The sequence below is a fragment of the Streptomyces sp. NPDC006368 genome, from assembly GCF_040612535.1.
GTDB lineage: Bacteria > Actinomycetota > Actinomycetes > Streptomycetales > Streptomycetaceae > Streptomyces.
Genome location: NZ_JBEXQK010000012.1, coordinates 1 through 12,778, shown reverse-complemented (window position 1 = coordinate 12,778; position 12,778 = coordinate 1). Strand labels below are relative to the sequence as shown.

The following is a 12,778-nucleotide window of genomic DNA, read 5'->3' as shown; positions in this document are numbered from 1 at the left end:
GCACGCGCGAACGGCCCCGGTGAGCATGGAGGATGCCCACCGGGACCGACAGCCCACCGTACCGGTCAGTCCGTCGCGATCGCGTTCAGTACGTTCATCCGCCCCGCCCGGATCGCCGGTACCAGCGCCGCGAACAGGCCCACGAACGCCGACGCCACGAACACCGTCCCGATCGTCGGCCACGGGATCTCAAGGACCCCGAGCCCTTCCAGGGCCAGCGGTTTCTGCGCCGCCGTGCCCCGGCCCATGCCCATGCCCAGGCCGAGGCCCAGCAGGGCGCCGAAGAGGGCGATGACCACCGACTCCAGCCGGATCACGCGGCGCAGTGACGGCGCGACAGACCGACCGCGCGCATCGGACCGATCTGCCGGGTCCGCTCGACCACCGACAGTGCCAGGGTGTTCACGACTCCGGGCACCGCGACGACGATCGCCGGCGCGAGCAGCCCGTACACGATGTTCAGCAGTTGCCCGACCTGGTCCTTCAGGTCCTGCTTGAAGTCGGTCCGGTTCTGCACCTTGTACTGCGGATAGTCGGCCAGCGACTTCTTCAGCGCCGCGTACGCCTCGCTCTCCTTGCCCTCCTGCGCCGTGGCGAACATGATCAGGTTCTTGGGCATCCTCTCGGCGGGGACGTACTGCCGCGCCGTGGTGATGCCGGTGTACATCGCGCCCTTGTCGACGTTCGTGTCGTCCGAGGTGATCGCCGCGACGGTCAGGCGGGCGGTCCGGCCGCCCGTGAAGGCCACGGTGAGCGTGTCACCGGTCTTCACCCCGTGCCGCTCGGCGTAGTCGCTCCCGGACATGGCGTTCTTCCCGTACGGAGCGGCACGGGCACGGCCGAACCAGCTGTCCGGCGGGCAGCAGCAGCGCGTCGCGGCGCCAGGGACGGCCCCGGCCCCGCACGTCGTCCGCCGGGACGAACGCCCCCTGGGCCGGCGTAAGGAGAGTCCCCCAGGGGTTCTCCAACCCGAGGCTGAGTGAGAAGCTGACCCGACGAATTACGTGCATAGGGAAAGGACATCGGTGACCGACGCGCGAACCGATGCCACGACACCGGACGCGGGGGACGCCCCCACCGCCGCGCGGGGGCGCGGCCCGGTCGTCGCGGCGCTGATGCTCGGTATGGCGCTGGCCGCGCTCGACGGCACGGTCATCGCCACCGCCGTACCGCAGATCGTCACCGAATTGGGCGGGCTGTCCGTCTTCTCCTGGCTCTTCTCGGGCTACCTGCTCGCCGTCACCGTCACCCTCCCGGTGTACGGCAAGCTGTCGGACACGTACGGCCGCAAACCCGTGCTGATCACCGGCGTCATCCTCTTCCTCATCGGCTCCCTGCTGTGCGCCGTCGCGTGGAACATGCCGTCGCTGATCGCCTTCCGCGTCGTCCAGGGGCTGGGTGGCGGCGCCCTCCAGGGCACGGTGCAGACCCTCGCCGCCGACCTCTACCCGCTGAAGGAGCGCCCCAGGATCCAGGCCCGGCTCTCCACCGTCTGGGCGAGCTCCTCCATAGCCGGCCCAGCCCTCGGCGGCCTGCTCGCCGGATACGCCGACTGGCGCTGGATCTTCCTCGTGAACCTGCCGGTCGGCGCCGTCGCGCTCTGGCTCATCGCCCGCCACCTCGTCGAGCCGACCCGTACCCGTACGGCCGTACGCGTCGACTGGCTCGGCGCGCTGTCCGTCTTCGCGACCGGCGCCCTGCTGCTCACCGCGCTCGTCCAGGGCGGCGTGGCCTGGCCGTGGCTCTCCGCGCCCTCCCTGGCCCTCTTCGCCGCCGCCGGGGCCCTCGCCGTCCTGACCGTCATCGTGGAACGCCGGGCCGCGGAACCGATCATCCCCGGCTGGGTCTGGCGCCGGCGCACCATCGCGGCGGTGAACCTGTCACTCGGCGCGCTGGGGCTCCTGATGGTGGCGCCCACCGTCTTCATCCCGACGTACGCGCAGACCGTGCTGGGCCTCGGCCCGATCGCCGCGGGCTTCGTCCTCTCGGCCATGACCCTGTCCTGGCCCATCAGCGCGGCCTTCTCCAACCGCGTCTACAACCGCATCGGCTTCCGGCTCACCGCCGTCACCGGCATGGCGCTGGCCATGCTGATCCTGCTGGCCTTCCCCCTCCTGCCCTACCCGGGGCAACCATGGCAGCCGGCGCTGATCATGTTCCTCCTCGGCGCGGCGCTGGGCCTCGTCCAGCTCCCCCTCATCGTGGGCGTCCAGTCCACGGTCCCCTGGTCCGAGCGCGGCACCACCACGGCATCGGTCCTCTTCTGCCGCCAGGTCGGCCAGAGCCTGGGCGCGGCCCTCTTCGGCGCCCTCGCCAACGCGGTCCTCACCGCCCGCGTCCCCTCGGGCGACCTCAACGACCCGAGCACGCTCACCCCCGCGGCGGTGGACGCCGCCGTCGACCACGTCCACCTCGGCGCCGCCGCCGCCGCGGCCCTGGCCCTGCTCACCCTCCTGACCCTGGCCCCCCGCCGCTTCCCGGTCCTGCCCGCACCGGACTGACCGGAGGCCGCCCCGCGGGCCCTCCCCCGCCGGGGGATACGGGCCCGCGAAACCCGGGAGGGCAACCCCCGGTCTCCAGCCCCCGGTCTCCGGCCCCCGGCCCCCGGCGGCCCCCGGTGAAGTCACCCCCGACAGCCCCCGGACGGGCGACGCCACCTCCGGCGGGGCCGCCCCCGCGGCGGGCCGTCAGGCCGCGTCCGGATCGGGGTCCGGCGCCGCCCGCCCCGTCAGCGTCGCCAGGCTCTCGCGCACGTGCGACATGTGCTCCCGCAACCCCTCCCGCGTCTCCGCGTGCTCCCGCAGCAGCCGCTCCGTCTCCTCCTCCACCCGCTGCTCCTCCACCCGCGCCTCCGCGACCAGCTCCGCGGCCCGCGCGTCCGCCTCCTGCTGTCGCTGACGGGCCGCCTCCTCCGCCTCCGCGTACGCCCGTTCGGCTTCCGCCAACCGGGTCTCGCCCTCCCGGATCAGCTCCGCGATCCGCGCCTTCGCCTCCGCCCGCCGCTCGGCCAGCTCCTGCTCCAGGGCTTCCCGCTGCTCGGCCTGCACCTTCTGCTGGGCGGCCATCAGCGCCTCGGTGCGCTCCCGCACCTGGCGGAGTTCCGCCTGTGCCTCGCCCCGTGCCTTGTCCGCGGCTGCCCGCGCCTCGGCCCGTACCTCCTGGGCCTTCTCGCGGGCCGCGAGCAGGATCTGCACGGCTTCCTCCTCCGCCGTCGCCTGCATCGCGTCCGCCGCCTCGCGGGCCTCGTCCCGCGTCTGGCGCGCCGCTTCGTCCGCCGCGTCGTCCATGGCCTGGGCGTAGGCCGCCGCGCTCGTCCGTACCGCTTCGGCCTCCTCCTCCGCGAGGACGAGGAGTTGCTGGGCCTGCGGGCCCAGCGACTCGTACCGCTGCGGCTTCAGCCCGGCGACGACTTCGCGCAGCCGCGCCGCCTCCTTGTCCATGTCCTTGGCGAGAACGGTCAGCCGCGCCGCTCTCTCCCACGCGCTGTCGCGGTCCGCGGACAACTGGGTGACGTAGTGGTCGACGTCCTTCGGTCGGTAGCCGCGGCCCTTGGCGACGACCCCGAACCCGTGCGGTGATGATGATGCTGTGTCAGGACTCATACGCCCAGGATGCGACAATCATCACAAAAATGGACGGAATGACCGATGTACGCCATGCAGGCCGGTCATCACCTCACAGCAGGCCGTCCCACATCTGCTCCAGCAGCACCGACCACCAGCTCTCCGGTGACGCCAGCGCCGCCGGGTCCAGCATCGCCAGCTGCGCCTGGAAGTCGACCGTCCACCGCCCGGCCTGCTCCGGGTTCAGCCCGAACCGCAGCCGCCACATCCGCCCCAGCAGCGCCAGGCACCGCGTGAACTCCGGCAGCCCGGTGTTCACGAACTGCGGCGCCACCGGCTGACCACCCGGACCGCCCTCCACCGGTACGGCGACGATGTGCGCCGTGCCGTACTGCACGCAGATCGCCCGCCCGAAGTCGGACCCCAGGACCAGGTACGACCCCGCGTCCGTGGCCGGCTGCACCTGCCGCTGCGCCGCGAGCTCGGCGAGCGTCGGCACCACCGGCTGCGCGGGCTGCGCCCAGAAGAACGGCCCGAAGTCGGCCGGCAGCCCCGCCCACACGAGCGTGCGCGCCACCAGCTCCGGTACGCCCTGCCGGGACACCGCACGCTGATCGAACCGGCAGACGCCCTGCGGCCCGAACGCCCCCACGAGCTCCTGCGCGATGCCCTCCGGCGGAACCGGCGGCGCCGGCTGCACCGGGGGCAGCGGCGCACGCAGCGGCGCGGGCCGCGCCGGACCGTCCGCGACCTGGTGCAACTCACCCTGGTGTGCGATGAGTTGCCGCATGCCCTGCTGGCGGCTGGCGTGATCACGCCCGTACGGGGCGATCGAGGTGATCCGCGCCTGCGGCCACGTCTCCCGGATCATCCGGGCGCAGTAACCGCCGGGCAGCTCGCACGACTCCAGCTCGGTGTGCAGCTCCAGCACCTGGTCGGGCGGGATGTTCATGCCCCGCAGCTCGTGGAAGATCTGCCACTCCGGGTGCGGGGTGCCCGGCGCCGAACGGCGGATCAGCTGCTGCTCCGAACCGTCGGGCGCGCGGTAGCGCAGCACGGCCTGGTAGCCGGGACCGACCGTCGGCTGACCCGTCGGCTGACCCCCCATCGGCTGCCCCACGGGCGGCTGGGCCATCGGCGGCCGGCCCATGGGCGGCTGCGGCGGCTGCGGGAAGGCGGGCGGCGGTACGGGAGCACCCGGACCGCCCGGACCACCGGGACCGCCGGGGCCCGGCTGGGCGAGCATCGTCGCCGCGTGATGCGCGTCCCCGCCCCGCGTACCACCGGGAGGCCCCGGAGGCGCCGGAGGCGGCGGTACGGAGGCACCCGGACCACCGGGGCCCGGCTGGGCGAGCATCGTCGCCGCGTGATGCGCGTCCCCGCCCGGCGGCCGGGGAGGCGCGGGCGGTCCGGGAGGCCCGGGCGGCTGCGGCGCACCCGGACCACCGGGCCCACCGGGGCCCGGCTGCGCGAGCATCGTCGCCGCGTGATGCGCGTCCCCGCCCGACGTGCCACCGGGAGGACCCGGAGGCGCCGGGGGCGGGGGCGTACCCGGCCCGCCCGGACCGGGGTGCGCGAGCATCGTCGCCGCGTGGTGGACGCCGCCCCCCGGCGGGGGCGTCGGGGGCTGCGGGCCGTCCGGGCCCAGCTGCGCCACGAGCTGCGTCGGTACGTACCCCCCGGCCGGCGCACCGGGAGCACCCGGGCCCGTCGCGGGCGGCCGGGCCCCGGGGGTACCCGGCGCGCCGGGCGGCGGCGGAGTCGTCGGGCCGCCGCCCCGCGAGGGGCGCGCGGCGGGCGGCGGCAGGGCGGCCTTGCTGGTCGCCGCGTCCGCGATGTCCCCGGGCGAGGACGGGGGCGGGGTCGGGGACTGGGCGCTCTGCGGGTCCAGCGCGGGCGCGATCGCGGTACGCGGCAACTGGCTGCCGCCCTGGATCAGCGCGGTCGGCGCGTCGGCGCCCACGGCGGGCGGCGGCGTGTCGTCGTCGTCCGCCCCGGACAGCGGCGGCGCGAACACGGTCGCGGGCAGCGGTACGGAGCCCTCGTCCCCGTTCTGCGCGTTCGTGTCGGTCCATGAGGCGCCCGCGGGCACCCCGTCGTTCGCGGTCGGCTCGTAGTCGCCGCCCGCGCTGGGCCAGGCGGTCCCGCCCTGCGGGGCACCGCCCAGCGAGCCACCGCCCAGCGACCCACCGTCGGCGGGCCCGGGCGGGGCCCAGATGTCACCGCCCTGCGACTCCCCCGGCGCTCCGCCACCCGTACCGGAATCCGTAGCGGCACCTCCACCGACACCGGCGTCCGCGCCGGCACCGGCAGCCGCACCGGCGTCCGCACCCGCGGCCTCCGGCCGCCGGTCCGGAACGCCGAGCCGGTCCGCCGCGTCCTGGAGCCACTCCGGCGGAGTCAGCAGGAACGACGTCTGGTTCAGATCGACCCGCTCCGGCGCGGACGCCGCGGCCGGCACCGCGTCCACCGGCGGTGCCCCGTACTCCTCCTCGTACCGGCGGATCACCTCACCCACCGGCAGCCCCGGCCACAGCGTCGCCTCGCCGCTGTCCCGCGCGATCACCAGCCGCTGGCGCCCACCGTCCGACGTGGGCCCTTCCTCACGGTCCTCCGCCCAGACCACGAACCCCAGCTCGAACTCCCGCACCCGCACCTCACGGTGCTGGTACGCGGGCACGTCGCCGTTGACCCACTCTTCCGCGCGCTCCTGCGCCTGCGCGAAGGTCACCACCGGACCGTCACCCCTCGTCCGCCACCGGGACGGCCCGCGCGAAGCCGCCGTCCACCATCAGGTTCGCCACCGTCTCCAGCTCCGGCGGGTTGCCCACCAGCCGCTGGAGGAACTCGTCGAAGTCCGCGCCGCAGGGCAGCAACAGCCGCTCCACCCGCTCCTGCACCGTCCAGCCGTCCTGGTCCCGCGCGTCGTCGTACGCGCAGAACCACACCGACCCGACACCCGCGCCCTTCACCTTCACCGCGAGGATCCCGCCCTGGACGAAACCGACCCCCAGGTAATCCTTCGTCAGATGGTCGCGCAAACACTTGTTCACGTACACCAGGTCGTTGACCGCCGCCTCGTCCCGCACCGTGAAGAACGGCTGGTCCACGAGCAGCCCCAGCTCCGCGTCGAGCGCCGCGCCGACCGGCGCGCACCCGCCCGCCGCCTTCAGGAACGAGCGGTACGCACCCGGCAGCCGGTACCCGAGGTCCTCCTCGACGCCCAGCAACTGCGCCTCGGTCACCGAGACCGCTCCCTTCGGCAACCCGAAGTGCGCCGGCCGCGTCTCCTGCAACGGCCGCGTCCCCCGCTTACCGTGATCCACCGCAGCCGTCGCCAGCCCACCGTGGTGGCGCAGCAGCGCCTTGACCTCCACCGGCACCAGCTCCATACGGCGCGAGCCCGCCACGTGATGCCAGGTCCAGCCGTGCGGCGTCGCCACCGCCGGGATCGTGTCCCACAGCTCGTGACCCGCCGCCGCGAGCGCCGCGTTCGCGGACACGTAATCCGTCAGCCGCAGCTCGTCGACGCCGAAACCCTCCGGCGGCTCCGCGATCTCCGCGGCCGCACGCGCGTACGGCGAGAACACCGGACGGCCGTCCCCGTCCACCCGCACCCCCCTCGGGTGCCGGGCGGCGCGAACCGGATCCGGGAAGTGCACGACCTGCCCGGCGTAGGCCGCGTTCGGTGGCGCGGCGTTCCCCCGGCCCTGGGGGCCGGGAGGTGCCCCCAGCCCGAGCCGACCTGTCGTCATGGCGGTTGCCCCTTGCTGCTGCTGGCTGGTTCCGCACAGCCTATGCGGTGGGCCAACCAGAGGAACCCGGCCTCCGGCCCCGTGACCCACCGTCACTCCCGCGTCACCCGCCGACGACCGGACGACAGACCGATCACACGTTTCAGCGGCCCCCGCTTCCCCATCAGCGCACCCATTTGGCAGGCTGTTCCCGCAACTCGGGGGATTGCAGAGGGGACGACACGCACCATGCACGCAGCGCAAGCAGGAACCACACCCACGGCGGGCGACCCACGCCTGAGCTGGAGCAGCACCGCCCCCGACCGCGCACCCACCCTGCGCCACCGCCGCGACGGCATCCTCCCCACCGTGGGAGCCGCACTCTCCGTACGCGGCCACACCCTCACCTGCACCACCGGACGCGGCAACCAGCCGCCCGCCCTGCACCCCCTCGTACAGGACTTCCTCGACACCCTCACCAGCGGCCAGCGCGAACGCTTCACCGGCCGCTGCCCCGAAGCCATCCTGCTCTCCCGCCACCTCACCGCCACCGAGGCGAGCCGCTCCAAACGCGCCCAGCGCAAACCCCTCACCCACGGCGAGGCCCGCCGCTCCCTCAAACACGCCAAGCTCACCGCGCGCCGCATCCGCGAGGACGGCGACCCGCTGCACGGCAGCTACGCCGCGCCCTGCCGCTCCTGCGCGGCACTCCTCGCCCACTTCGGCGTACGCGCCGTCGACCCCGCCACCGACCGGAACGGCTGACCGCACCCCGATGCCCGACCTCAACACCACCCGCTTCCCCGTCGCCGTCGACGCCGCCCTGCGGGAGGCGGGGTGGCAACCCGGCCGCTGGGACATCCGGCAGGCGGAACACTGGGCCGACACCCTGCGCGCGCACCTCTCCCCCGCCGGCCACCGGCACAGCGTCTTCCCCGCGGCGGTCGAGGCGTGGGCCGAGTTCGGCGGCCTGAGGATCACGGGCCCCGGCCCCGGCCGCCAGATCGCCCCCACCCCCGTCCACTTCGACCCCCTCGCCGGGCTGCACCTCGCCCGCACCCTGGAGGACCTCGGCCGCGCACTGGACACGCGGATGGCACCGCTCGGCGAGGAAGCCGACCACCAGGCGGTGCTCGCGATCGACGCGGAGGGCCGCGTCTACAGCCTCGACCACGCGGGCGACTGGTACCTCGGCCCGGACATCGACCACGCCCTGTCCACGCTGATCACCGGCACGCAGCCGCTACGGCTGACGACCGCGTAACCGCCCCCAACCCGGAGCCCGGGCGCCCCCGTCGGGCCCCGCGCCCCCTGTGACCCGCCCACCGGCACCGGGCCCCCCGTCGGGCCCGCCGGGGCTCGACTCCTCGGGGTCGGCATGGCGAACGCCCCACCCCAGTCCCCGCCCCCAGTCCCCGCCCCCAGTCCCCGCCCCCGACCGCCGATCCCCTGCGGGGATGGCCCCTGCACGGCCCCTCCCCGGCAATCGCAGGCGCCAGGCGCCCACCGCGCCGGGCCCCACTTCGTCCAGGTCCCTCAGGCCGCCGGGGACACCGGCAGTACCGCCGACACCCGGAAACCGCCCTCGTCCGTCGCCCCCGACACGAAGACCCCGCCCAGCGCGGTCACCCGCTCCCGCATGCCCACCAGGCCGTTGCCCCCGCTCGGCAGACCGGCATCCGCCGCCGCGCCGTCCGAAGGGCCGTTCTCCACCTGCATCGCCACCTCGTCACCCCGGTGCGCCAGCCGGACGACCACCTCGGCACCGGCCGCGTGCTTGTGGACGTTCGTCAACGCCTCCTGCACCACCCGGTACGCCGTCTGCTCGACATCCGGCGCGTACGTCCGCGCCTCGCCCATCACCCTCAGCTCCACCACCATCCCGGCCTGCCGGGACTGCTCGACGAGCTCCTCCACCTCGTCCAGGCACGGCCCGTCCTCCGGCACCGAAGCCGCCGCCGACGCAGCCGACGCAGCCGACGCGGCGGCCCGGCCGACCGCCGCCAGCGGAACCGGCGCGGCCACCGGCGCCCGCGGCGCGGGCGGCCTCTCGTCCTCACCCGCCCGCAGCACCCCCAGCATCTCCCGCAGCTCCGTCAGCGCCTGCCGCCCCATGTCGCCCACCAGCGCCGCGTTCCTCACCGCCTTCTGCGGATCCTTCAACGCCACCGCCTGCAGCGCCGCCGCGTGCACCACCATCAGACTCACCCGGTGCGCCACCACGTCGTGCATCTCGCGCGCGATCCGCGTCCGCTCCTCCGTACGCGCCATCTGCGCCCGCTGCTCCGCACGGTCGGCGAGCAGTGACAGCTCCTGCTCCAGACTGTCGGCCCGCTCCCGCAGGCTCTCCATCAGCCGCCGGCGCGCCCCTATGTAGAGGCCGAACAGCACGGGCGGGGCGTTGAGCCCGAGCGACAGGATCACCGACATCAGCGGCACGTACCAGGACGACGCGTCGAGTTCCGCCGCCGTGATGTCCTGCCGCACCCGCACGAACGTCACGATGAACACGGCCGCCAGCGACATCCCCGCCAGCGCCGCGATGATCCTGCGGGGCACCTCCGACGCGGCCAGCGTGTACAGGCCCACGAAGCCCATCAGGTAGCCCATCTCGGCGGGCGTGATCGCGATGGACACCAGCACCACGGCGATGGGCCACCGCCGCCGTACCACCAGCGCGGACCCGGCGACCAGCCCGAACAGCACCCCCACGGGCACGGGCACCCCGGCGCTCTGCGCGGAACCGACCCCCTCGGCCGCGCACTCCAGGGCCGACACCACGGCCAGCCCCACGTCCAGCACGGCACTGCGCCGCCGTCCCCACCACCACCAGCCGCGGGCGACCGTGCCCGCGGCGTCCTGGTGTGCCCCCGTTGTGGTCATGTCTTCCAGCCTACGGGCGGCCACCACCCGTTTTCCGGGGAGTCCACCGGCACAGAGGATGCCGACCCCAACGCGATCACCCTCCACCTCGGATGGCTCGCCCTTCTGGAGGTACCACGCGAGCGCACGCGGTTCCGGCCGGGCAGTCACGCGTCAGCGGACATCGCAGAAGCCGGGAGATGGTGGGCCGAGCTGATCCGCGTGGATGCCTCGGCCTTCCGGAGGGCGACCCTCAAAGAAGCACAACCCCGGGACCACGCGAAAGAACACGACTGCGGAATACCGGGGCCGCCCGGTGATCCACGTGACCAAGAGCGCCGATCTCCACCGTCGCATGGAGGGGGCCCGGTACGGCATAGTAGGGGCTGCCAACTCGGCGACCTGGCCTGATGTCCGGTTTACCCGAGTGTGATCCCCCATGGTGTAATCAGGCAGCACTGCGGTTTTTGGTACCGTCTGTTCAGGTTCGAATCCTGATGGGGGAGCTGCCGAATTTGCCCGGGTCCTGACCTCCACGGTCGGGACCCGCACTCGTTTCCTCCCCGAAACCCCCCGGTATCCTGCGGTTGTCCACCACCCGAAGCCGAAGGGCATTCCCGTGAGCGCCAACCGCCCGGCAGCCGTCGTCGTCCTCGCAGCGGGTGAGGGCACCCGCATGAAGTCGAAGACCCCCAAGGTCCTGCACGAAATCTGCGGGCGTTCGCTCGTCGGACATGTGGTCTCCGCCGCGCGCGAGCTGGAGCCCGAGCACCTGTGCGTGGTCGTCGGGCACGCCCGTGAGCAGGTCACCGCGCACCTGGAGGAGCACTACGCGGGCACCCGGACCGCCGTGCAGTACGAGCAGAACGGCACCGGGCACGCGGTGCGCATGGCGCTGGAGGAGCTGGGTGGCGAGGCCGTCGAGGGGACTGTCGTCGTGGTGTGCGGGGACACCCCGCTGCTGTCCGGCGAGACGCTGGGCGCGCTCGCGGCGACGCACGCCGCCGACGGCAACGCCGTGACGGTGCTGACGGCCGAGGTGCCGGACTCCACCGGGTACGGCCGGATCATCCGGGATCCGGAGACGGACGCGGTGACCGCGATCGTGGAGCACAAGGACGCCACGGACGCCCAGCGGGCGATCCGGGAGATCAATTCCGGGGTGTTCGCCTTCGACGGGAAGCTGTTGGCGGACGCGCTGGGGAAGGTGCGGACGGACAACAGCCAGGGCGAGGAGTACCTCACCGATGTGCTCGGGATCCTGCGTGAGGCGGGGCACCGGGTGGGCGCGTCGGTGGCGTCGGACCACCGGGAGATCCTCGGGATCAACAACCGGGTGCAGCTGGCGGAGGCGCGTGCGCTGCTGAATCGCCGGCTGCTGGAGCGGGCGATGACGGCCGGTGTGACGGTGGTGGATCCGGCGTCGGTGTTCGTGGACGTGACGGTGACGTTCGAACGGGACGCGGTGATCCACCCGGGTACGCAGCTGTCGGGCGCCACGCACATCGCGGAGGACGCCGAGGTGGGTCCGAACAGCCGGCTGAAGGACACCCGGGTCGGGAAGGGCGCCCGGGTGGACAACACGGTGGCGGACCAGGCGGAGATCGGCGAGGCGGCGTCGGTGGGTCCGTACGCGTATCTGCGGCCGGGCACGCGGCTGGGCGTGAAGGCCAAGGCCGGTACGTACGTGGAGATGAAGAACGCGCGGATCGGCGAGGGCACGAAGGTGCCGCACCTGTCGTACGTGGGTGACGCGACGATCGGTGACTACACGAACATCGGCGCGGCGAGCGTGTTCGTGAACTACGACGGCGAGAGCAAGCACCACACGACGATCGGTTCGCACTGCAAGACGGGCTCCGACAACATGTTTGTGGCTCCCGTCACGGTGGGGGACGGTGCCTACACGGCCGCGGGTTCGGTGATCACGAAGGACGTGCCGCCGGGTTCGCTGGCCGTCGCCCGTGGCCAGCAGCGGAATATCGAGGGTTGGGTGGCGCGCAAGCGGCCCGGCAGCGCTGCGGCGCAGGCTGCGGCGGCGGCCTCCGAGCAGGCTCTTCACGAGGACTGACCGGAAACGGGTACGTCGAACTCGGCGTACCGTGATACGTGCACGCAATTTCGGCTGGTTCGCGCGAATGTGGCTCGCGGCCAGGGAACACGTCTGAGGAGACAGTGCTGTGACCGGGATCAAGACGACCGGCGAGAAGAAGCTGATGCTCTTCTCCGGCCGCGCCCACCCCGAGCTGGCCGAGGAGGTCGCACATCAGCTGGGTGTCGGTCTCGTGCCGACCAAGGCATTCGATTTCGCGAACGGTGAGATCTACGTCCGCTTCCAGGAATCGGCGCGGGGCGCGGACTGCTTTCTGATCCAGAGCCACACGGCTCCGATCAACAAGTGGATCATGGAGCAGTTGATCATGATCGATGCTCTGAAGCGGGCTTCGGCCCGGAGCATCACGGTGATCATCCCGTCGTACGGCTACGCCCGGCAGGACAAGAAGCACCGTGGCCGTGAGCCGATCTCGGCCCGCCTGGTGGCCGACATGCTGAAGTGCGCGGGCGCCGACCGCATCCTCACGGTCGATCTGCACACGGACCAGATCCAGGGCTTCTTCG

General features: G+C 73.3%; 9 protein-coding genes, 1 tRNA gene and 1 pseudogene. 6 read left to right on the top strand and 5 right to left on the bottom strand.

The window, feature by feature from the left end; translation table 11 throughout:
* Window positions 1–65: 65 nt before the first annotated feature.
* A pseudogene (locus tag ABZZ38_RS12220) lies at window positions 66–820 on the bottom strand (FtsX-like permease family protein); the annotation flags it as partial.
* A 205-nt stretch (window positions 821–1,025) separates the two neighbouring features.
* Here ABZZ38_RS12220 and ABZZ38_RS12215 point away from each other — a divergent pair.
* Window positions 1,026–2,501: an MDR family MFS transporter gene (locus ABZZ38_RS12215; RefSeq protein WP_356738490.1), complete on the top strand. Its 1,476-nt coding sequence runs from the start codon at window positions 1,026–1,028 to the stop codon at window positions 2,499–2,501.
* Window positions 2,502–2,687: 186 nt separating this feature from the next.
* On the opposite strand, the gene ABZZ38_RS12210 is transcribed toward ABZZ38_RS12215, so the two are convergent.
* The 3 genes from ABZZ38_RS12210 to ABZZ38_RS12200 all read right to left on the bottom strand — a co-directional run bounded on the left by ABZZ38_RS12210 (window position 2,688) and on the right by ABZZ38_RS12200 (window position 7,318).
* Window positions 2,688–3,602, bottom strand: coding sequence for a cellulose-binding protein (locus tag ABZZ38_RS12210; RefSeq protein WP_356738488.1), 915 nt, complete (start codon window positions 3,600–3,602; stop codon window positions 2,688–2,690).
* Between the two features lie 73 nt (window positions 3,603–3,675).
* The gene (locus ABZZ38_RS12205; RefSeq protein WP_356738486.1) at window positions 3,676–6,297 is read right to left on the bottom strand and encodes an SUKH-4 family immunity protein; all 2,622 of its coding nucleotides are present in this window, start codon (window positions 6,295–6,297) and stop codon (window positions 3,676–3,678) included.
* 7 nt (window positions 6,298–6,304) lie between these two features.
* Window positions 6,305–7,318, bottom strand: coding sequence for an SMI1/KNR4 family protein (locus ABZZ38_RS12200; RefSeq protein WP_356738484.1), 1,014 nt, complete (start codon window positions 7,316–7,318; stop codon window positions 6,305–6,307).
* 228 nt (window positions 7,319–7,546) lie between these two features.
* On the opposite strand from ABZZ38_RS12200, the gene ABZZ38_RS12195 reads away from it, so the two are divergent.
* On the top strand, window positions 7,547–8,062 hold the full coding sequence (locus ABZZ38_RS12195) for a YwqJ-related putative deaminase (RefSeq protein ID WP_356738482.1): 516 nt from the start codon (window positions 7,547–7,549) through the stop codon (window positions 8,060–8,062).
* A gap of 10 nt (window positions 8,063–8,072) precedes the next feature.
* A complete protein-coding gene (locus tag ABZZ38_RS12190; RefSeq protein ID WP_356738480.1) occupies window positions 8,073–8,561 on the top strand; it encodes an SUKH-3 domain-containing protein in 489 nt (162 codons plus the stop codon).
* A gap of 272 nt (window positions 8,562–8,833) precedes the next feature.
* On the opposite strand, the gene ABZZ38_RS12185 is transcribed toward ABZZ38_RS12190, so the two are convergent.
* On the bottom strand, window positions 8,834–10,180 hold the full coding sequence (locus ABZZ38_RS12185; protein WP_356738478.1) for a histidine kinase: 1,347 nt from the start codon (window positions 10,178–10,180) through the stop codon (window positions 8,834–8,836).
* Between the two features lie 412 nt (window positions 10,181–10,592).
* On the opposite strand from ABZZ38_RS12185, the gene ABZZ38_RS12180 reads away from it, so the two are divergent.
* From ABZZ38_RS12180 to prs, 3 genes are all read left to right on the top strand, one after another.
* Window positions 10,593–10,665 (top strand) — tRNA-Gln (locus ABZZ38_RS12180).
* 113 nt (window positions 10,666–10,778) lie between these two features.
* Window positions 10,779–12,230 carry a bifunctional UDP-N-acetylglucosamine diphosphorylase/glucosamine-1-phosphate N-acetyltransferase GlmU gene (gene glmU, locus ABZZ38_RS12175; RefSeq protein ID WP_356738476.1) on the top strand — a complete coding sequence of 484 codons (1,452 nt, stop codon included), beginning with the start codon at window positions 10,779–10,781 and terminating at the stop codon, window positions 12,228–12,230.
* 109 nt (window positions 12,231–12,339) lie between these two features.
* The coding region (gene prs, locus ABZZ38_RS12170; RefSeq protein ID WP_356738474.1) for a ribose-phosphate diphosphokinase at window positions 12,340–12,778 on the top strand (439 nt) is incomplete at its 3' end.